Source organism: Phormidium tenue FACHB-1050, from assembly GCF_014696925.1.
In the GTDB taxonomy this organism is placed as follows: Bacteria; Cyanobacteriota; Cyanobacteriia; order Pseudanabaenales; family Pseudanabaenaceae; genus Pseudanabaena.
Map to the genome: position 1 here is coordinate 58,600 of NZ_JACJQY010000004.1, position 20,336 is coordinate 78,935.

General features: G+C 42.3%; 18 protein-coding genes. 12 read left to right on the plus strand and 6 right to left on the minus strand.

The window, feature by feature from the left end; all coding sequences use genetic code 11:
* Nucleotides 1–130: 130 nt before the first annotated feature.
* The 6 genes from H6G05_RS03875 to H6G05_RS03900 all read left to right on the plus strand — a co-directional run bounded on the left by H6G05_RS03875 (nucleotide 131) and on the right by H6G05_RS03900 (nucleotide 4,007).
* Nucleotides 131–988: a hypothetical protein gene (locus H6G05_RS03875; RefSeq protein ID WP_190576472.1), complete on the plus strand. Its 858-nt coding sequence runs from the start codon at nucleotides 131–133 to the stop codon at nucleotides 986–988.
* Nucleotides 989–995: 7 nt separating this feature from the next.
* A complete protein-coding gene (locus tag H6G05_RS03880; protein WP_190576474.1) occupies nucleotides 996–1,502 on the plus strand; it encodes a 2Fe-2S iron-sulfur cluster-binding protein in 507 nt (168 codons plus the stop codon).
* A gap of 74 nt (nucleotides 1,503–1,576) precedes the next feature.
* The gene (locus tag H6G05_RS03885; RefSeq protein ID WP_190576477.1) at nucleotides 1,577–2,287 is read left to right on the plus strand and encodes a V4R domain-containing protein; all 711 of its coding nucleotides are present in this window, start codon (nucleotides 1,577–1,579) and stop codon (nucleotides 2,285–2,287) included.
* A 91-nt stretch (nucleotides 2,288–2,378) separates the two neighbouring features.
* Nucleotides 2,379–2,780: a hypothetical protein gene (locus H6G05_RS03890; RefSeq protein WP_190576479.1), complete on the plus strand. Its 402-nt coding sequence runs from the start codon at nucleotides 2,379–2,381 to the stop codon at nucleotides 2,778–2,780.
* 79 nt (nucleotides 2,781–2,859) lie between these two features.
* The gene (locus H6G05_RS03895; RefSeq protein WP_190576481.1) at nucleotides 2,860–3,330 is read left to right on the plus strand and encodes a globin family protein; all 471 of its coding nucleotides are present in this window, start codon (nucleotides 2,860–2,862) and stop codon (nucleotides 3,328–3,330) included.
* The gene (locus H6G05_RS03900) at nucleotides 3,327–4,007 is read left to right on the plus strand and encodes a hypothetical protein (RefSeq protein ID WP_190576483.1); all 681 of its coding nucleotides are present in this window, start codon (nucleotides 3,327–3,329) and stop codon (nucleotides 4,005–4,007) included. Before H6G05_RS03895 ends, H6G05_RS03900 begins: the two co-directional genes overlap by 4 nt.
* 115 nt (nucleotides 4,008–4,122) lie before the next feature.
* Here H6G05_RS03900 and H6G05_RS03905 read toward each other — a convergent pair whose 3' ends face one another.
* Nucleotides 4,123–7,326, minus strand: a complete 3,204-nt coding sequence (locus tag H6G05_RS03905) for an efflux RND transporter permease subunit (RefSeq protein ID WP_190576485.1) — start codon at nucleotides 7,324–7,326, stop codon at nucleotides 4,123–4,125.
* 61 nt (nucleotides 7,327–7,387) lie between these two features.
* The gene (locus H6G05_RS03910; RefSeq protein ID WP_190576486.1) at nucleotides 7,388–8,728 is read right to left on the minus strand and encodes an efflux RND transporter periplasmic adaptor subunit; all 1,341 of its coding nucleotides are present in this window, start codon (nucleotides 8,726–8,728) and stop codon (nucleotides 7,388–7,390) included.
* Between the two features lie 143 nt (nucleotides 8,729–8,871).
* Here H6G05_RS03910 and H6G05_RS03915 point away from each other — a divergent pair, with 143 nt between their 5' ends.
* Nucleotides 8,872–9,762 (plus strand): M90 family metallopeptidase, encoded by an 891-nt coding sequence (locus H6G05_RS03915; protein ID WP_242025233.1) that lies wholly within the window; start codon nucleotides 8,872–8,874, stop codon nucleotides 9,760–9,762.
* A gap of 2 nt (nucleotides 9,763–9,764) precedes the next feature.
* Here H6G05_RS03915 and recQ read toward each other — a convergent pair whose 3' ends face one another.
* The 4 genes from recQ to H6G05_RS03935 form a co-directional block, all read right to left on the minus strand.
* Nucleotides 9,765–11,990, minus strand: a complete 2,226-nt coding sequence (gene recQ, locus H6G05_RS03920) for a DNA helicase RecQ (protein ID WP_190576488.1) — start codon at nucleotides 11,988–11,990, stop codon at nucleotides 9,765–9,767.
* A gap of 3 nt (nucleotides 11,991–11,993) precedes the next feature.
* The gene (locus tag H6G05_RS03925; protein ID WP_190576490.1) at nucleotides 11,994–12,683 is read right to left on the minus strand and encodes a Uma2 family endonuclease; all 690 of its coding nucleotides are present in this window, start codon (nucleotides 12,681–12,683) and stop codon (nucleotides 11,994–11,996) included.
* A gap of 208 nt (nucleotides 12,684–12,891) precedes the next feature.
* Nucleotides 12,892–13,950 (minus strand): hypothetical protein, encoded by a 1,059-nt coding sequence (locus tag H6G05_RS03930; protein WP_322096323.1) that lies wholly within the window; start codon nucleotides 13,948–13,950, stop codon nucleotides 12,892–12,894.
* 268 nt (nucleotides 13,951–14,218) lie between these two features.
* A complete protein-coding gene (locus H6G05_RS03935) occupies nucleotides 14,219–15,208 on the minus strand; it encodes a permease (protein WP_190576492.1) in 990 nt (329 codons plus the stop codon).
* 465 nt (nucleotides 15,209–15,673) lie between these two features.
* Between H6G05_RS03935 and H6G05_RS03940 the strand changes: the two genes are divergently transcribed.
* From H6G05_RS03940 to H6G05_RS03960, 5 genes are all read left to right on the plus strand, one after another.
* Entirely contained in the window at nucleotides 15,674–16,855 is a 1,182-nt protein-coding gene (locus tag H6G05_RS03940) for a HEAT repeat domain-containing protein (RefSeq protein ID WP_190576494.1), read from the plus strand.
* Between the two features lie 1,086 nt (nucleotides 16,856–17,941).
* Nucleotides 17,942–18,469: a hypothetical protein gene (locus tag H6G05_RS03945; protein ID WP_190576496.1), complete on the plus strand. Its 528-nt coding sequence runs from the start codon at nucleotides 17,942–17,944 to the stop codon at nucleotides 18,467–18,469.
* 116 nt (nucleotides 18,470–18,585) lie between these two features.
* Entirely contained in the window at nucleotides 18,586–19,374 is a 789-nt protein-coding gene (locus H6G05_RS03950; RefSeq protein ID WP_190576498.1) for a YoaK family protein, read from the plus strand.
* A gap of 58 nt (nucleotides 19,375–19,432) precedes the next feature.
* Complete coding sequence (locus H6G05_RS03955; RefSeq protein ID WP_190576500.1) at nucleotides 19,433–20,056, plus strand: hypothetical protein; 624 nt, start codon at nucleotides 19,433–19,435, stop codon at nucleotides 20,054–20,056.
* Nucleotides 20,057–20,058: 2 nt separating this feature from the next.
* A complete protein-coding gene (locus H6G05_RS03960) occupies nucleotides 20,059–20,292 on the plus strand; it encodes a hypothetical protein (RefSeq protein WP_190576502.1) in 234 nt (77 codons plus the stop codon).
* The last annotated feature ends 44 nt before the right edge of the window (nucleotides 20,293–20,336 follow it).

Below are 20,336 nucleotides of genomic sequence, written 5' to 3' on the forward strand. Positions count from 1 at the left end.
TGTTTCGGATTGGGGGATTTTCTAAAAACGTTATTCTAATTTTAAAATCATTTTTTTGTCATTAATCCAATTTAAAACTCTAAATATTATAAAAATAAAAACTTTTAATAAAAACCTATAACAAATTGAAATGCAGACATTAACAATGAACAATTCTAATTCTTTTTTTGAAGAATTGGTGGATAAGCCGTATCAAAAAAAGCAGCTTATCCATTTGGCTTTAGCTGAATCAAAACCAACTGTATCGCAAGTTATTCTTCAAGAAATCAAAAAAGATAACCGTTGGGTTCCCGATATCTGCTCCAATTATCAGCAATTGGTTCAAACTGTTACTCAACAATCTTCTGATCTAATTTTGTTGGGTAAATTGGAAGATTTAAATTGGTTAGAGGTTTGTCGCCGATGTCTCAAACAATGGCAGAATTTGCCGATCATTTTACTAGTTGATCAACTGGAGGTTAGCGACTTTTTTCGGAAGTGGGTGACTGATAGGGGTGTGCGTGACGTAATCAGTGTGCATCCTCAAAATGTACATCAATTTCAGAAAGCATTAATTCGTAACATCTTGAAAATTACGATCGCCGATTCTAGCCAAAACAATCAAAACATTGATGAAGAAGCTAATTCTGACAAATCTGACACTCTCACTTGGGAGGCAACCCTAGTAGCCCTAAACCGACTGACTAAGTACAGTTCCAGTTATTTGGGACCATTGGCGATCGCCAACTATTGGAAAAAAAGCCATGCTAGTCTCGTTTCACTCCATCCCTCTCTTGAATATTGGAAAGTTGACTATCAAGGACAAATAAGCTGTCCATTTATCTCTGAGCAGATTGAGCCATTAAATCCTGTTCAATTGCAGGATGTTCAAACATGGGTAAGAGCTTTTTTGAAAGAATGTGAGCGAGTTATTGTTGACTTCTCGCAGATATTACAAGCCAAATCTCTATCTGCCGATGTTTCCAAGCTAGTTTTCCCCGTTGCATGAGATCGAAGTGAAACAGATAAAATTACAACCTTTAAATCAAGATGTGGAGGTTTCAACTGACAGTACTTTACTCAGTGTTTTGATTAAACAGGAGATGAATGTACTTCAAGCCTGCGGTGGTCAGGGACGATGTGCAACTTGTCATGTATATATTCAAGCTGGTGAAAAATCTCTAAGTCCCAAAAGCGAACAGGAAATACTAACCCTTAGCTTTATCACTTCATCTAAAGCAAATTCACGTCTGGCTTGTCAGGCAAAGGTTTGGCAAGATGGCATCGTGATTGAAGTTCCCCAAGGAATGTATATTGGTTCGATTGGAGAATTAAAAAACTTAATCGGAAAACGTGCTCAGCAAAATCTGATCCATCCTTTAACTGGTGACGTTTTAGTTGAAGAAGGTAAGCTGATTTTACGTTCAGCCTTAGAAAAAATGACTGAAATTGATTCTTCTTTCAGTACTGATTTAAGACAAATTTTATTACCACCAGAGAAATCTATGTCTTCAGGTAAATAACATTACTGAATCTCTGCGATCGCAAATTTATATCTATTCCATTGCATCAATCTGCATCAATCTGAGGATTGCAAATGACCAAATCAACCTTTCGTAGTAATACTAATGAAGAAGCGATTCTTCAATTAAATTCTTTATCTCAAGTTTGTCATTATAGTCGCCATACATTCTTTAAATTTGATCAGTCTCATGGACAAATTAGAGACTGGAACCAACACCAATATGTGTTAGCTAGTGATGATTTTATTGTGTCATTGCTCAAAGGACTAGAGCATGAAGTTGGCGAAGCTTCTGGCTGGTTGATGTACTTGATTGGCAAAGATTGGGGAACTGAGGATGCCAAAGATTTTAAAATCTGGTTTGAAAGAGATTATCGGTTCAGTATTAATAAATCTAGCCTGAGCTTTGCCCTAGAAACTTGGTGGTGGCCGTTGACAGCTCAGGGCTGGGGGAAATGGAATGTTGATCTCAGTTCGATTCGGGAAGGTTTCATTTTTGTTGATCTATTTGATTCGGCAGTAGCAAAATCGATGGGAAACATTGGTAAGCCTGTATGTTTTCTTTATGCAGGATTGTTAGCAGGTTTCTTTTCAGTGATGCTCAATCGCGGTCTGAGTAGTACTGAAATTCAATGCTATTCGATGGGGAATGACTTTTGCCGTTTCTTGATTGGGTCAGAAACTCGGATTAAGGCTGCCGAATTTTGGCTAAGTTCTGGCGCTACGGCTCAAGAAATTGAAGCAAGGTTACTTGATCAAGATTCTACTAATGGTAATGGACTGTAGCAAAGTAGTTATTTCTCTGCTTTCGACGGAGAAATAACTACTTATAAGAAAAGGGCTATAGCTCAGTCAATGGATACAGGAGGTATTTAAGTTGAGAAAAAGAAGTAATCATCGAGCCAATCACACTTTAAAAAATTGGTCATTAAAAAATTGGCTACATTGGCTTAAAAAGCTATGGAATTCACTAATTAAATCGCTCAGAATATTTTTCACTGGGGATTTAGGTAGTTCTCCTTCTAAGCGATCGCTGCGATCGCAACACTACGCAGATATCAATGGGCAGAGCCCTCTGAGTAGTGCCCCCCCTATCTTGAATTCGCGTCCTGCCAACTTTTTATTGGGTTTAGACAATATTGACAATTTGGAATTTTTAACGACCAAAGAGTTAATTGAGCAAATCGAGTGGAATGCTGAAAGTCAGGAAGTCTTGATTGCGAAGGAGGAAGATCTGACTTTGCTGGAGGATTTGCTTGTTAATTTTCCTGATTCCTAATCCCATCAAACAATAAATGTGCAAAGCACATTTAAAAGCCCATTTATTTTAAAAATCTTTTAATTAAAATTTTAAAACTATGCTTACTCTTTTAGAAAATGTTTTAGATCGTGCCGATGGCTCCTACATTACACCCGAAGATTTGCGAATCTTGGATGGAGCGATCGCATCATGGCAACAGCGTCGTCAAACCTATGATCTGCTCCAGACTAAGGAAAATGTCATTCTTGAGCAAGTCATGCAACAGATTATTAACACGGCTCCTGATGTAGCGGCAAAAGTGACTGTTGATGGTGGTAATAAATGTAATCGGGACATGGCTTTGGTGCTGCGATACTGTGCCACAGCGATGTTATTGCAAGATGAAGAATTGCTCAAAGATAGGTTGCTGTATTGGATGCAGAACATTATGTTGGCTTTAAAAAACCAACGGGTGAATGATTTTGTCTATCGTTCCTTGCAGAAATCCGTTCAAGCAAATCTTCCTAAAGAAAATGCAGATTTGCTACTGCCATACCTTGCGATCGCCCACCAATGGTTAAGCCAATGATTACCAATTCAATTCCTAGTAATTACTTTTCCCCTCGCTTTTACGTTAAGTCTGATCCTGCGACGGGGCTGCTCTCTACTCGACAAGGCGATCGCCTTGTGGCTGTGCCAGATTTCTTGTTACGGAGTATCCACCGATCGCTTTATTCTGAGGCAGGGCAAGCAGGTACTCTAGCACTCTATACCTTTGGCTTTGGCTGGGGCGGCTCTTTTTACGATCACATTCGTAGCGAAATCGAGTCCTATCAAGGCACGACAATTATGGCGACTAATGCGGTGGAATTTCTCGCTACAATGCGCCAACTCTGGACAGTACATGGCATGGGAACTATAACTATTGACTTTAGCCATCGACAACATGGACTAATTGTCGTAACTACCGAAAATTCTGTGCTAACGACAGGGAGTGAAATTGGCTTACAGTCGGGTAGTAAGTTGCCTTGGCATCAGTTGCAAGCGGGATTTATTGCTGCATGGTTTTCACGCTGGGCAGGTAAGGATATCTGCGCCTGTGCAACGGACTGGTCGTCGCCACCAGAGCCAGAGGTTGATAACTCCTCTAAACAGGAGAGTTACACGCGCTTTCTGATTGGGATAACTAGTAAAGTTCAACCAGTTGAGGGTTTTGTAAAGCAAGGAATGCGAACAGCGGAAATTTTGGAGAAACTTACGGCGTAAATAAAAAAGCTGTGCAAAGCGCCGCTTTTTATAGCTATAGCCACCTGCATAAACCCCAAATAGTGTGAGGCGGTGCGAAGCACCGCCTCACACTATTTGGCGACAGTTATATTTACTAATTTCTTGATGATGCTTTTGCTGGTACTAACTTTCTTACTTTTGCCCAACTCAACTCATGCATCAATACATAGGAGCAAGGAATTAGGAATAAGGTCAGGATTGTGGCTAAAGCCAATCCTGAAAAAGTGACAATACCTAGCGGCTGTAGGAACTCGCCGCCTTCGCCACCGCCCAACGCTAGGGGAAAAGCTCCAATTACAGTAGTAATTGTGGTCATTAAAATGGGACGTAAACGGATTGGTGCAGCTTGCAAAATAGCCTGAATCCGACTGCATTTCTGCTCCTCTCGTAATTGATTGGCGAACTCCACCATGACGATCGCATTGTTTACGACAATACCAACTAGCAAAATTGCCCCAATTACCACGATTACATTAATCGAGCTACTGGTCACATATAGACCAAAAATACCACCAGCAAGGGCAAGAGGAATCGTCAGCATAATTACTAATGGATCGAGCAGTGAGTTGTACTGCACTGCCATCACCACAAATACCAAGAAGGAAGCAAGTAAACCCAACACTAAAAAAGATTTTGAGAGATTATCGTTAGCTGTCTTAGCAGTACTGGGCAGTACCGTTACTCCATCTGGCAACTTAACCTCAGCGATCGCCTGTTCAGTTTGTTGGAGCGCACCACTGAGACTTGCACCACGCTCCATGCTACCGAGAATTAGATAAACTTGACGCTGGTTAATGCGTTGAATTTCCCCTGGGGCGCGACCTTCGCGCAGAGTTGCCACATCCGCAAGGCGAACAGGGCGATTATTGCTAACAAATAGAGGGACTTGTTGCAATTGCGAAGAGTTTTTGCGTAACTCAGGATCAAGCTGTACCCGCACATCGATCAGGCGATCGCCGCGTTGTAATTGCGTGGGGACTGAACCTGTAATAGCAGTTTGCAGAGTTGAGCCGATCGCTTGGGTGGATAGTCCTAACGCTTGCAGCCGTTCCCAATCAGGAATAATTTGGACTTCAGGCTGACGGGCATCGGTGTCGGGGCGGAAGTTCGCGCCTTTAACTGACTTCTCCAAGGCTCCAAGAACTTCTAAACCTGCTTGCGTCAATAGTTCGGGATTACTACCTTGCAAAACGACATCAATATCGGTTCTGGGTACAGGGGAATTATTGACGATGATCCCGCGTACTTGTCCAGGGTTAACCCGAATTCGGATTCCTGCAAGATTTAACTTGGCAATTTCCCGATTCACGCGACTCACAAAACCAGTAAGATCGGCATTTGGCTTGAGCGTAATCGTACTGCCACTGCGTAAGGGATTAGCAGTAACGTTATTACCAAAGGAACCACCACCAATAGTAGAGAAAGCATAGGCAGTTTCAGGCTGCTTAATCAGAATTTCATCGACGATTTCCATCACCCTACGGTTTTCGGCGAGGGTTGTGCCTGCGGGGAATTGAGCATTGACGCTGACATCACCTGTTTTAACTTGAGGAATGATTTCTTGCGGCAGTTGTCTTGCCATGAAGAAGCCACCACCACCAAGTACAGCAAACAGTCCAATCACTACCAACAGACGATAATGGATAATCTTTGCTAAGAAACCTGCATAGCCCAAGGTCGCCGCTTCAAATCGTTGCTGAAATCCACGCATAAACCATGTTTCACTTAATCCACTCGACCAAGGGACGGCTAATAAACGTGAGGCTAGCATTGGTACTACGGTGATGGCGATCGCGATCGCGGCGATATTCCCAAAGCTAATCGTCAGAATCAGTTGATTGAATAATAGCGATAGAAATCCACCCAACAATAAAAACGGAAAAATTACGACGAGGTTGGTACTGGTGGAAGCAACTAGCGCTGATTCTATTTCGGCACTGCTGGCTTGGGACTGAGCGATCGTATCTTGAACTCCATTACTCCTTCGCATTTTCTCAACGCCGATCAGGATATTGTCTAACATCACGATTGAGCAGTCTACGACACCGCCCACGCACAGAGCCAGACCACCTAAGCTAAATATATTAAGCGAAAATCCGAAAATACCCATACAGATAATTGAGGCAAGGGTAGCCAGAGGAATTGCCAGCGTAATAATCAGAGTTTGTCGCACTGAGCCAAGAAATAGCAACACCGCACCTCCCGCGAGGAAGGCTCCCATAATGCCAGAGGATGTAACGTTGGCAACGGAAACTCTGATTAGTTTTGACTCGTCGATGGTCGCCGTTATCTCCGCATCACTGGGAATTAAGCCGTTTTCCTGAAGGTTGGCAATCTTTTCCTTGACGCGATCGACCACCTCAATCGTATTCGCATCGGGCTGCTTCGTTACTAACAACCGTACTGCTTCCTGTCCATTTAAAGTCGTGAAAACCCGTTGTTCTTCTGTACTATCAATAATTTCGGCAAAGTCGCGCAGATAAACTTGTCTAGGCGGGGTCGTAGCCGATGGATTGCTGACAACAAAGGATAGATTTTCTAGTTCTTTAGCGTTTTTAAACTTGCCGATCGCCCGAGTCAGTGGCTCCACCGCACCATTGCGTAACCTACCACCTGAAATATCAACATTGCGATCGCGCAATGCGCTCAAAACCTCATTAACGCTCACGCCTGCTGATTGTAATCGAGGGAGATCGAGATTAACCTGTACTTCTTCCTTAACACCGCCAACTACATCAACACCTGCAACCCCAGGCACGATCGCTAGTTCACGTCCCAACTCCTCATCAGCAAATAATCGCAACTCTGGCAAGGATAAGGAAGGTGATGTGAGCGCAAACTCATAGATGGGAAATTGTGACGGATCAAATTTAAAAATTCTTTCATTCTCGACGACATCAGGCAAACGACTCCGACCACGGTTAAAGCTCGCCACTGCGTCATTCAGAGCCTGATCAACATCACTTCCTGCATCAAAAAACAAATCAACTCGCACCTGTCCTTCGCGAGTACGCGAAAAAAGCTGATTCACACCTTCCGTAATTGCTAAAGCTTCTTCTAGCGGTTTAGTGACTTCGGTAATAGCCACCTCTGGAGAAATCCCTGGAACATCAATCTGTACGCCGATGCGGGGATAAACAATTGATGGTAGCAAATCCACTTGTAAGCGAGTTATATAAAATGCGCCCATCACAAAAATGGCGATCGTCAGCATCAGCGTACCGATGTGGCGGCGAATTGCTGTAGCGCTGATACTAAATCCTGTCGGCTTGGGACTGGACGAGTTTTGGTTGCTCATAGTTACCTCTTAAAAATAATTAAAAAAAATAAAAATGTAAGGTGCAAAGCGCCTTACATTTTTATTTAGAAGATTCCGATAACACACTGAGCTTGACGGCATCACCATCCTGTAACTTGCCACCACTCCTGACCACAATGCGATCGCCTTCTTGCAAACCAGAGAGAATCACAACTTTGCCATCACGGCGATCGCCAAGAGTAACCTTCCTTGCCGCCACTTTGGGTTCTTTCGGATCACCCGTAATCACAAAAACTGAGCCAGTTTTCGGCTTTCCTTTTTCAGTAGCATTAGACTTGGTATCTGTTTTCGGCTTTGCTGGTTGATTGGGCTGGGTATTTGTATCTTTAGGTGCTTGAGTCGGTCGTCCTGCTGCTTCTAGAGCAGTTTCCGCGATCACAATTTGGCGAGCCTGATTACTTGAAAACTGAACTCTCGCTAGCTGACCGCTCCCCAATTTATTGTCACGATTGGGAACTACAACTTCCACAGGGATGAGACGAGCTACGGGATCCGCCACTGGCGAAATCCGTCTCACTGTTCCTGTAAACTTTTGATTGGGGAAGGTATCAAATCGCACATCAACGGATTGATTTAAACGAACTTTGCTAATTTCCAATTCTGAAATCAGTACAATTACTTTAACTTGACTAAAATCACCTAACTTTATAACGTCATTACCTGCGAATAGAAGATTGCCAGTTTCACTAACGCGCTCTAGCACAACACCACTAATCGGTGCAGTAATCGTAGTGTAGGATTGACGTTCCTGTTCCCTTAATCTAATCGCTTCTTGAGCTAAAACTCTTTGTGAACTTGCTCCCACCGTCTGTTGCTGAAGACTAACTTGTTGCTCAGCCGATCGCAATGATTGTTCGGCAGATCGCGCACGAGTGCTCGCAGTCTCCGCAGCTTGAGAAGATACGGCTCCATCTTTAGCCAATTGGGTGAAGCGATTTGCGTCGGCTTGAGCCTGTTGATATTCCACTCTAGCTCGTTCTACTTGGGCACGGGCATTACCCACGGCTGCGCTTGCTTGAGATACTTCTGCTTCCCTAGCCGCAACTTCTGCTTCAGCCTGTAGCACAGTTGCAGATAGAACTGCATCATCCAATTGGGCGATTGCTTGTCCTGCGGCAACGCGATCGCCAACATCCACATTCAGATCTAGCAAACGCCCTTCCAGTCGGGATTTTACCGATACTTCCCTTATTGGTGCAGTTGTGCCTGTGTACTCTGTCTCAGCTTGGAGAGAATCAAACTTAGCGATCGCTACATCTACAGCTATAGCAGGTTTTTGGCTCTGTACTTGAGCTTGAGAGGCATCTTTAGTGCTTTGAGTGCAACTCGCAGTTACGCCCGCTAAGCTAGTAATTGTGGCTAATATCCAAAAAGCTTTCATAGTCGTGAAGAGAGCAAGTATTGAGTTTTCTAAAGTTATTTTAAGTGATACTCTGTGTTTTTGTGGGATATTTCTACGATAAAACTTTTGATTAACAAACACTTGTCGTCGTCAATACATATGCCAATTATGCCAATATAGATTTGGGAATTGTCAGAATTTCTTGCAATCCTCTAGTTTTTACTAATTTAACTTCTGTGATTCCTCCTAGTGTTTTAGCAATTATTTTTTCTATTGTGGTTAGTATGATCGCCATAGGGATTTTGTGCTATCCATTGTTTGTAAAGTGGCAACGCGATCGCCTCATGGCGCAGCAATTTCCTAAGTCATGGTTAAGCATTATCGAAAGTAATCTTTCTATTTATAGGTGTTTGACTTCTGAACAGCAAAAGGAATTGCTCGGCTATATACAAGTATTTCTGAAAGAGAAGCAATTTATTGGCTGTCTAGGATTGCAAATTACGGAAGAGATTAAAGTCACGATCGCAGCGATCGCTTGTTTGTTGTTATTTAGCGATCACAAGACCTACTTCCCAAACCTACGCTCCGTTTTTGTATATCCCCATGCTTATATTGTAAATGAGCTAACAATGAACAGCTATGTAGTGGAAGAACGCCGTGTCGCTAGATTAGGAGAGTCATGGACAAGAGATCAATTAGTCCTCTCTTGGGAGCAAATACAGCAAGATGTTCTCAATTGGAAAGATGGACATAATGTGATTTTGCATGAGTTTGCTCATCAGCTTGATCAAGAGGATGGGCAAGCTGAGGGCGTGCCAATTTTGCCGAGAGTCTTAGATTATGAAGTATGGAAACAGGTAATGTCGGCGGAATATTTGCAACTATGCGATCGCGTCGAGAATGGTCAAAAGACTGTCCTTGATAGTTATGGCGCAACTAGTCCTGCGGAGTTTTTTGCAGTGGCAACGGAGACATTTTTCGAGAAGCCAAATCAGTTATATCAAAAGCATCCATCTCTTTATGAACTACTACAGAGATACTATCGCCTCGATCCTCAACAATGGCTGAATTAAAGCTATAAAGGTTCTTTTTCATTTTGCCAAATGGCGCGAATGATCTTAATTTCATCGTAGGTATATTCCTCGCGCAGATGATCAAAGAGATTGCGTAAGGAATCCCCACCGATCGCATCTAATGCTTCATAAATTACGGTTTGACGTTCTGGTGGCACAAGGCGATCGCAGTTAATTGCATAACCAGCTTCAATTAATTGGACGAGATGCGTCCAGACTGTTGCAGGTTTCAGTCCGCGATCGCGGGCAATTTCATCAATATCTAAGCCATTCTCATACATGGCTAGGGTTTCGCGCTGTGTACTCGCTTTTGATAGTTTTGATTTTGGTGTAGATTCCTGTTTAACTCTAGATACAGTTGATTCAGTAGGTTCCGCAGGCGGATATTTGAGATGATGTTCGAGAATAATCGCGATGAAGTCATCAGCATATTGCTCTAGCTTCTTCGCACCAACCCCTGACAATTTAGCGAAATCTTTGCGATTAGTGGGTTGTTGCTCTGCCATTTGATTAAGCGTCGCATTACTAAAAATCACATAGGGCGGTACTTCCTGCTCATCGGCAAGATTTTTACGTAGTAATCGCAATCTCTCAAAGAGAATATCAACATCAACGGATCTCTCTTTTACGCTTTCGCGATCAGCAACAGAGGCAGGCTCAGTATCCCGTTCTATTGGTAACAATACATTTCGTTGGTTTCGCATTACTTCCCAACTGCGATCGTTGAGCTTGAGAATGCCATAACCATCAGTGGTTTGAGTTAAGAAACCTTGATGAATTAGCGATCGCCCTAATTGCCGCCATTCATCCAGACTGCGATCTTTACCAATACCATAGGTTGAGAGGTTCTCATGTCCATGCTGCAATACCTTCTCTTTGCGTGAACCTCGCAATACATCAATAATATGTCCTGCTCCAAATCGCTCTTTTGTCCTTGCCACACAGGATAGGAATTTCTGAGATTCCACTGTCCAGTCTTCCATTGGCTTAGGTGTGAGGCAGTTATCACAATTGGCACAATCTCCATGAAAATGTTCGCCAAAATAGCGCAGGAGAATCGTGCGGCGACAGGCGACACCCTCGGCATAGTCTACTACTTGTCGTAGTTGCTGTTGAGCAATTCTCTGTTCCGCTTCTAATGGCTCATTAGTGTGCGGATCGACTTTTTGAGCGATGAGATACTTGATTGTTTCTAGATCTCCATAGCCCAAAAATAAAGTACAGTGAGAATCCTCACCATCACGTCCCGCCCGTCCAGATTCTTGATAATAGCCTTCAATATTGCGTGGTAAATCGTAATGAATCACAAACCTTACATCAGGTTTATTAATTCCCATCCCAAAGGCAACAGTTGCTACCATTACCTGTACATCGTCGCGAATCCATCGTGTTTGGTTCTCTTCCCGTTCTTTATTTCCTAATCCTGCATGATAGGGAATTGCTTCGATGCCATCTTCTTGGAGACGGCTAGCTATTTCATCGACGCGCTTACGACTGAGGCAATAAACTATTCCTGAACCCTGTAGGCGTTTGATTTGACGTAAGAGATTGACATAGGTTTGCTCATTACCCTGCTTCGGAACAACTTCATAATAGAGATTAGAACGATTGAAACTGGCAACATGAATATAGGGATTTTTTAGTTCTAACTGCTGGCTAATATCTTCACGTACTCTTTCGGTAGCCGTAGCTGTCAAGCCAATCATCGGTACATCAGGAAATATTTGCCGAATTCGACTTAGCTGACGATATTCAGGACGAAAATCATGCCCCCATTCTGAGACACAATGCGCCTCATCGATCGCAAATCCTGCAATCCCAATTTTGTTTTTAATAATATTTAGAAATTCGAGAAACTGTTCGGCAAATAAGCGTTCGGGGGCAACGTAAACTAATTTAATTGCTCCATTCAAAATAGCTTGCGATCGCTGATTAGTCTCTCTTCCTGATAAGGTACTATTCAGAAAAGTCGCGCCAATTCCATTCTCTTTGAGCGCTGTCACTTGATCTTGCATTAAAGCAATTAATGGCGAAACGACGATGGTTACACCCGTTTTTAGTAACGCAGGTAATTGAAAACAAATCGATTTACCGCCACCCGTAGGCATAATCGCTAGAGTGTCTCGCCCTGCGAGACTTGCTTCGATAATTTCGCGCTGTCCCGCCCGAAAGGATTCGTACCCAAAATATTGTTTCAGCGCTTGCTGTAGAGAATCGCTATTTGTCATAAATTATGATTTTGAGAAAGTCTGTAATAACCATCGGGCGATCGCACCATCATCTTCCTCTTTTTGGCTACGCTTTAAGGCTTCTTCGACTATGTTAATTTCTAATCCTTCAAGAACTTGTGATTGCGAAATTCTACCACTACGACCATTGGCGATCGCAAAGGCAAATACTTCTGAGGTATTGGCATTCACTGCCCAATATTCTTGAACTTCTAAACGTTCATAGAGTAGTCTTTTGTAACTCAAATCATCTTGAATGGTGGTTGCAGAAATTTCCACAACTAGGGTTGGCAAATCAAACTCATTTAAATCAACTGGAGAATTGTTCCTAGGTGGAATTTTTAATCCATTACCTAGGTAGAAAGCTATATCTGGCTGAAATTCAGCACTATTTTTTTTCCGAAAACTACAGTTTGTATACTCGTAGATAATGATGTTGGCAAGGGTCGCAAACAATCGAACTGCGTTAGAAACAATCGAGTTCTCATGAGCGTGAATTGGTCCAACGGGTGACATTTCAATCCTCATTAAATTCTGGTCGTAGTAAAATCGGGCTTTATCTAAGCTTGGCTCTTCAGTAAGAGCTAGAAATTTATCCCAAGATGCTTTTAACCAAACATCAGACTCAATTTCTGGCTTGACTTCTACGCTATTTTTTGGATCGTTTGCCTTTGCGCTAACCGTAATAGTCATGATTAACCCAGTTAGGTTGTATTGATGATGATTTTAACATAGCGGTTTTCAAGTGAACCACTGCCTTCGGCAGTGGCTCAAACAATTAGGGCTTAGCCGTAAAATAAGAACCAAATTTTTGATAGCGAGGCGAAGCTGCCCTATCAAAAATTTGGTTCTTTCACCTAAAGATTTGATCGAAAAAAATCGGGAAGCTCCATCTCCGCATTTATTGATCTTCTTCAATAATTTGTAAACGAATTGTCCGCCCTGAGCGATCATTCCCAATCTGTACCGCGACATTTTGGCTAGCTAAGGAATCAAGAGAGTTAAGCAAATCGATTAAATTCGGTGTACTTGCACCCGCTTCCACATATAACTGATCGGCTGATGTCGAGACACGCTTCCATGTGCTGTATAGCTTTGCGATCGCCTGTTCCAGTTGTGAGGCTTGGCTAACTAAATCCGAGGCAAGTTTGAGACATCCCAATCTGAGGGCTTCTTCGAGGGCAAGATCGATATTAACGGAACGGTTTGCGATCGCTTGGACTTGACCAGTATTAGTCAAATATTTAGTTAGCCTTTGAGCATCAGCCGTGACAAGTTTAATATTATCCAAATCAGAACCATCGGCGATCGCCTGTTTGAGTGGAGTTTGATAGGCTTCAGGCAGTTTATCGATTTCGCGTACTAGGGGCGCAACGTAGCGTGTGGGAATTGTATGGGCGGCAATTTTCTCTTTTAGCTCATCGGGAAGATGATCAGAACTCATTGATGTCCATTCATCGGAAAGTTGCCGAACTTCGCGACGGGTAATCTTTTCGCCATTTCTTGCCGCATCCACAATCAATTGCTGTACTTCCGTAGAAGCTTGGGCAGTTTCCAAAAAAGCTCTCTTACTAAATTGACGGATATCATCCGCATCTAGCTGACCATCCGCCATTAAGGTATCGGCACTGTTAGCTAGTTGAATCCATGAATAAGCCTGAGACTTGCTAATTTCGCGTTCTTGAAGCCATTTTAAAAATCCTGTACCGCGCCCTTCTCCATTCGCTTTTTCGCGATCGCGTACAGTCCGTAAAATTCTACCGCGCCAAATATCGGTCTGCAAATCAAAGCGATCGCATACTTGCCAAGCCTGATCAACTTCAGCTAAAAATTGACCTTCCGCTAAACCTTCATCATTAGGATCTGGCAAGTTAAGCGAAAAATCTGTTAGATCAAGACTGACTAAAGCTTCATTGGGAATGGAGGCAACGGAAATTGTTTCGAGTACAGATTCGCTCACGGACACAGACAACCTTTGATTTAATAACTTTGCAACACAAGCAACATAAAAGTTGCCCGTCTCATATAGTAACTCACCTTACGCAGAGAGAAGATTTGTCCTCAGTCCCAATACTTGTCTCTCTATCACACATATTGTGAATGCCCTGCACTCAAGTGCAGGGCGTTCGCTATAAAACCCTTTGAAACGGGTTAAACGGGTTGATTTTGTTCAGTCATCTTTAGATGACTTTAGCTTTTAGCCAAGAGCTTGAGTTCTTGGATTTTCTTTAGCGAACCTGAAAATTGATGAATAGGCAGCTTAAAAACGTTAACTGGGCGGTCAGTAAAAATATATAGATGACTGCACGTTTTTTGAAAATCGTTAAAATCAAGCCGATCGCCTTGAGATCGATAATTGGGCCAAAAACGAGAAATGCAAGCAATGAGCCACCCGTAAAGGTTGCGGCAAAGGATAGAGCAAAAAATGCATCCACCGTCGAGCAGATCGAAACGATCGCCGCCAAAATCATCATCGCTAAAATCGAACTAACTGGCCCCTGACCTAAACTCAGAATAATATCGCGCGGAACCCAGACTTGGATAACGGCGGCGATCGCACTACCCATTACCAAAATCGCCCCTAATTCTCTCGTTTCTGCGAGGGTATTGTCTAATAAGAGATTTAGGCGATCGGGCAAGGATTTAGTTACAACTTGATTGCTAGTTGATACATAACCCGCAAAATCTAAAGGTTGGCTACGATCTTCACCTAAAAAGAATGTCCCCACAGGCACAGCACCTGCTTTGACTTTGGGTGCTGGTAAAGCGATCGCAATATTGGGTTGCAAAATGGCGCGTAAATCCTTTTGAGAGCTAAATACCATCGCCACAATGTTGGCAACCATAAATGACAGCACAACTCGTAAAACTGCAATTTCAGGCTGATCGCGAAAGGCTGTCCAAGTTGCCCAAATCACCACAGGATTGATCGTTGGCGCAGCCATTAAAAAACTTATCGCCACTGAGATTGGCGCACCCTGCGAGATTAGCCGCCTAGCCACAGGCACATTGCCACATTCGCACACAGGAAACATAAATCCCAGTAGGCTACCCGCTAATGCGCCTAAAAATGGATTTTTGGGTAAAATCGCGATCAGTTTCCGCTCATCTACAAAGATTAGTAAAACTCCCGACAGCAAAACCCCCATCAACAAAAATGGTATCGCTTCCACAAGGAGGCTTAAAAACAAAGTAAAGGCGCTAAGAAGTTGGTTCATAGTTGGGGATTACACACTACCAGAGACTAGCTATCTATAAGGATGCAAAGCACCCCCTTTGATTTCTATGCTTTAGCTTTAATACCAAAACATAAAATGGCATAGCCATTTTATGTTTTACAACCCTTACTGGGTTTGATTTTCAATCCACAAAAGTGCTTATACATTTTTGTGGATTGGGATAAAGCCTGTGCTGGATTATTGATTTTAATTTTTAGCTTAACAATTATAGGGGCTTATCCAAAGCTTTATAGAATTACTCGAACCATCGATTGGCTTTGAAAGCTTTGTAAAAATTGACTTTTATAGATCATCTAAGTCCTCAATCTTCATAAAACACTGTAGGTTTTTAAAATTTTTGGGACTCTTCTCGTAAAATGTAATGTTAAAGCAGTAAAGCTCAAGTTTGCTGCAATGGGTAACGGGACTAAACCATGCACCAATGCTTAATAGGACACAGCCACTATGACCGCACCAGATCCGCAACTACCCGCAATCCCTAACAATTCTAAAATCACTCCACCTAAGTTAGAAGATTATCGGATTCCTGTGTCTCCCGGATATGCACTTCCCGAAGATCGTTATGTGATGTCTGCACCAGATTTGGGGGGCGAGTCAGCAATTTTAGCTGAGTTCGACGCAGCCGTGCGTTCTGACCAATTTTCACTAGCCTTACAAAAACTGATCCGTTGCCGTGACAATGTCTTACCAGCGTTGCTAGAGCGTCTCGAAAGCGATGAAGTTGCCATATCCAAAAAAGCGGCGATCGCCTTAGGCTATTTGCGATCGCCTGTAGCGATTCCCCCTTTGATTGCCGCTACTAAAAATCCTCACCGTCAAATTCACTGGCAAGCCGCCGCCGCCCTAAGCTGGATTGGTAGTACAGAGGCAATCAGCGCTCTCGTACAGCTATTACATCATCCATCCATTCAAGTTCAAGCAGCCAGCGCCAAAGCTCTGAGTCGAGCAAGTTTACCTGCGGTATCGCCCCTAGTTGAGGCTTTAAAAAATAGTGATGACATGGTAAAAGTTCATGCTGCTCACTCCCTTGGGCAAATTAGTTCACCCCTAGCGGTTACCACCTTAATCGAAGCTCTTGAGCATGGTAGTAAATCGGTTCGTTTTGAAGCAGCTTGGGCGTTAGGTCAGATCAAATCCCCTCTATCAGCCAATTCCCTAGCGACTTTACTTACTGATAGTGATATTAGTGTTCAGTCTCAAGCTGTGCAAGCACTCAAGAACATTGGTGTTCCCGCAATTTCACCTGTGGCAAAAATGCTCAGCAATCCTTCTAGCCATACGCGCAGCGTTGCCGCCCGTACCTTAGGGCAGATTGGTATGGAGGAGGTCGTACCACTGCTTGCTCAAGTCCTAAGAGATGATGAATACGCCTATGTCCGTTGTGACGCAGCACTAGCCTTGGGGGAAATTGGCACTCATGATGCTGTATTCTATCTTTCTCAATCTCTAAAAGATCGCGATCGCTCAGTTCGCAGTGCTATTTTAAGAGCCTTAGCGCAGGTAAACTCACCTGAAGCACAAGAAATTTTGCATAGTATCAAGCATACAGTTGCTATACCGAATTATTCCGTCTCTAATCTCAGGGATTTTGGCGACGAGTCAGACTTTACGACAATTCAGTGTTAAACACACTACCTATAGCTGTCGCCAAGTGTATGAGGGCATAAAACCCAAGAAGAGAATGGCGGCGCTTCGCGCCGCCATTCTCTTCTTGGGTTTTGATTTTGTCCTAACACAATCGACGGTAGCTATAACCAAAAGAATAAAGGCGGCGATTTGCGTCGCCTTTATTCTTTTGGGCTAAATATTGCCATATCAACTTTTTATGTATACAGTATACATAGGCTATCTAGGTAAATTATGCCAAAGCATAGAAAGGCTAAGCCATTTTGTGCTTTTAAAAGCCTTTCTGGGTTTGGGTTTTGATTCACGAAAGTATTGCTACACCTTCGTGAATTGGCATTACTACCTCCTAATTAATAATGGGTAGATTGAATCAGCTCTTACTATCAGCGCTCTGATTAGACAGATTGGCGACATTTATGATGATTTCCATACCTCAGCCTTTGTAGACGATAGTGGCATTATTCTTAGTGTTCTTACTTGGCTATTACTTACTGGCTTAAATATTGTGTAGCGAATTTTAGCTCGAATATCAAAAGCATCTTGAGATGTTGATTCTAATAACTATTGAAAATTGCAATGTAGCACCTTTAAATAATTTGTAAAATTGCAACCATTAGATCTTTAATACAATTTGTATTCATATCTATTGCAAAAAATATTCAAGATTAATTAATGTTATTTCAAATCATTGATTAACCAGTAAATTGCTAAGATCTAATCCACATAAAATCAATTTCTAATAAAAATCACAAAAAATCAATTAACACTAACTACTTTTAGAGATCCACATGTAAACAAATTTTAAGCCACTAATGCAATTAGTTGATTAAACAAAAAAGTAGTTTAGAATACCGTTGTTATGTAAATATACTGTTGTAATGAGATCTGTATGGCAAATTAAGTACATTGATTTAATGTCTCTTCTTTGTCATGCAAACAATTTTTCAATCTATTTTACACTGACATTTTTTCAACAGTATTAATGTTAGTGAATAAGTGGTATAACTACCACCTTTAGATTAAGCTTATTAGTTAGTTTCGGTACTCAAAAATCAGTGGAGCAAAAGTATGCTTAAGAACAAATTTATGAAGATGTTTAAATCACCTAGTTCTGAACTAATTACTAGATTTAACAGTCTGTGCTTATCATTAGTTCTAATGTTGAGTGTATTTTTTGGCAACCCTATTCACGCACAAGCATCCTTAACAAATTCAATTCAATTGACTGAAAATGGTGCTGTTTTTGTTGGTTTAGTTGCAGATGCAGTTGTAGAACCTGAAGCAACTGCTGAAACCCCTGAAGCAAAAGCTGCTGCCAAACTGGAAGCAAAGAAAGCAAAAGCTGCTGCCAAACTGGAAGCAAAAAAACTGAAGGAAGCAGCTGATCTAGAAGCAGCAGAAGCTAAAGCTGCGGAAAAAGCCGCTAAGAAAGCTGCTAAATTAGAAGCCAAGAAAGCTAAAGAAGCCGCTAAGCTAGAAGCCAAGAAAGCTAAAGAAGCAGAAAAAGAAGCGGCTGAAGAAGTTTCTGAAGATAAATTGAAAGAGACTGAAGAAACAGTTGTAGAGCCATCAACAGAGTCACCTGTAGAAAGTGAATCCACTGTTACCCCTTAGTCTTACAACTGAGTTTTTATTTGCTTTCTAAATTAAGTGCTAGGGATAGAAGGACTTACCAGCTTCGCCTAGCACTTGATAAATAATCTATTCAGATCTAAATTCAAGGCAAGAAAATGACTTCGGCAATTCCGCGATCGCAGTCCAAGTTCAACCTTAGTGCTTACTTAATCAGCGACGGGCCAGCAGGATTTCTATTGAGCTGGGTAGCTGGTTTCGTTGACACTTCTGCATTTATTATTTTGTTTGGATTGTTCACAGCCCATGTGACTGGCAACATTGCATTAGCTGGTTCTTCGTTTGTTAGTGCTGACACTGAGACAACTATTACTCGTTTGTTGATGTTGCCGACATTTGTAGTAACTGTCGCTTTAACATCTCTACTAGCTCGTTATTCTCGCAGTCAGCAATGGTGCGTGTTTGGAGTTTTGTTGACTGCGGAGGCGATCGCTTTAGCGGTTTTTCTCTCTCTGGGCATGACCCTTTCACCTGCCCTTTTACTTGATGTACAAGAAGAATTAATCTTGCCCATTGGTATCTCTGGTGTAATTGCCATGGCGATTCAAAATGCCTTGATGAAGGAAGCTAGAGGAGTATTTAAGAGCTACATTCCCACGACAGTTATGACTGGAAATACTACGCAACTAACCATTGATGTGGTGCAGTTTCTTAGCGCGAAGTTGGCAAAGTCCCAAACAGAAGCAACGGAAACAGAAGCATCGGAATCTTTGGAAAGAATTAGCCGATTTGTTCCTACGATCGCAGGTTTTGCCTTGGGTGGATTGCTTGCCGCTTGCTTTGTTTTAGTCTCTGAGTCTTGGTGGAGCCTGTCTCTGCCTTTGATTATCATTACAATTTTAGCGATCGCTGCATTTGTCGATCATAGCCGCCGAACCGCTGTGTAAATTTCACTCCAACTACAAAACTCATCGATCCAACATTTAAAATTTCATAGGAAAAATAATGAAACAACGTCTCCTAGCAATTTGTATCAGTTTGGTAGTTCTTTTAGGACTGTTTGCTGGTAACAGTGTTCAAGCTGATCCGCTCTCTTCGCATTTAACAACTCTCATCGCTGTAGCAGATGTTTCTGAATCTCCCACAGAGTCTGAAGTATCTGAACCTGTGGCTGAAGTTAAAGCATCTGAACCTGTGGCTGTATCTGCGCCTAAAGCTGTTGATGAATCAACGAACTTACTTAAGCAATTAGAAACTGAGATTTTGCCTCAAATTGAGAGTGTCTTGACCCCAGAGCAACAAGAAGACTTTGCGGCTAAAATTGCCGCAGGAACTAGTTTTCGTAAGGCTTTTAAGGCAATAACTCTCACCCCCGCCCAAAAAACTAAGCTAAGTACTGTATTTAAGGCTATTCCCAAAAAGGATATCTTCGCTACCCTTACCCCTGCTCAAAAGAAACAACTATTTTTGAAAAATAAACAGCTATTTATTCCTAGTTCCGCCGAAATTGGGGCAAAAATAACTGCTGGTATGCAAATGGCAAAGGATAAGTCACCCTTAGCGCCTTCGGCTGAGTCAATAGTCGAGAAAGTTACCGCAAAAATGAAGGCTATTGAGGAAAAAGAATAAGCATGGATAGCTTCATGTCCCATCGTCTCACCGATTGGCTATTTCTGGTAGCTGCAATAGTTGCCTCAATGGTTATATTTTCTTCGCTAGAGAAAGTTGCGCGATCGCTGTTCGTTCCATTTGTAGTTATTGCGATCGGGCTTATTGTAGCCAAAGTTTTTTTTGGACTTACACCTCAGCATCTTTGGCATGAGTCAATTTATCTAATTCGTCGATTAGGCTCAAGTTTTTTTTAGGAAACCATAGCAACATAAGTTTTGCTTGGGACAAATCAAAACCC

Coding starts and splice junctions, on each gene's coding strand:
- H6G05_RS03875 (WP_190576472.1), top strand. CDS start 131: ATGCAGACATTAACAATGAACAATTCTAATTCTTTTTTTGAAGAATTG.
- H6G05_RS03885 (WP_190576477.1), top strand. CDS start 1,577: ATGACCAAATCAACCTTTCGTAGTAATACTAATGAAGAAGCGATTCTT.
- H6G05_RS03895 (WP_190576481.1), top strand. CDS start 2,860: ATGCTTACTCTTTTAGAAAATGTTTTAGATCGTGCCGATGGCTCCTAC.
- H6G05_RS03900 (WP_190576483.1), top strand. CDS start 3,327: ATGATTACCAATTCAATTCCTAGTAATTACTTTTCCCCTCGCTTTTAC.
- H6G05_RS03905 (WP_190576485.1), bottom strand. CDS start 7,326: ATGAGCAACCAAAACTCGTCCAGTCCCAAGCCGACAGGATTTAGTATC.
- H6G05_RS03910 (WP_190576486.1), bottom strand. CDS start 8,728: ATGAAAGCTTTTTGGATATTAGCCACAATTACTAGCTTAGCGGGCGTA.
- recQ (WP_190576488.1), bottom strand. CDS start 11,990: ATGACAAATAGCGATTCTCTACAGCAAGCGCTGAAACAATATTTTGGG.
- H6G05_RS03925 (WP_190576490.1), bottom strand. CDS start 12,683: ATGACTATTACGGTTAGCGCAAAGGCAAACGATCCAAAAAATAGCGTA.
- H6G05_RS03935 (WP_190576492.1), bottom strand. CDS start 15,208: ATGAACCAACTTCTTAGCGCCTTTACTTTGTTTTTAAGCCTCCTTGTG.
- H6G05_RS03940 (WP_190576494.1), top strand. CDS start 15,674: ATGACCGCACCAGATCCGCAACTACCCGCAATCCCTAACAATTCTAAA.
- H6G05_RS03945 (WP_190576496.1), top strand. CDS start 17,942: ATGAAGATGTTTAAATCACCTAGTTCTGAACTAATTACTAGATTTAAC.
- H6G05_RS03950 (WP_190576498.1), top strand. CDS start 18,586: ATGACTTCGGCAATTCCGCGATCGCAGTCCAAGTTCAACCTTAGTGCT.
- H6G05_RS03955 (WP_190576500.1), top strand. CDS start 19,433: ATGAAACAACGTCTCCTAGCAATTTGTATCAGTTTGGTAGTTCTTTTA.
- H6G05_RS03960 (WP_190576502.1), top strand. CDS start 20,059: ATGGATAGCTTCATGTCCCATCGTCTCACCGATTGGCTATTTCTGGTA.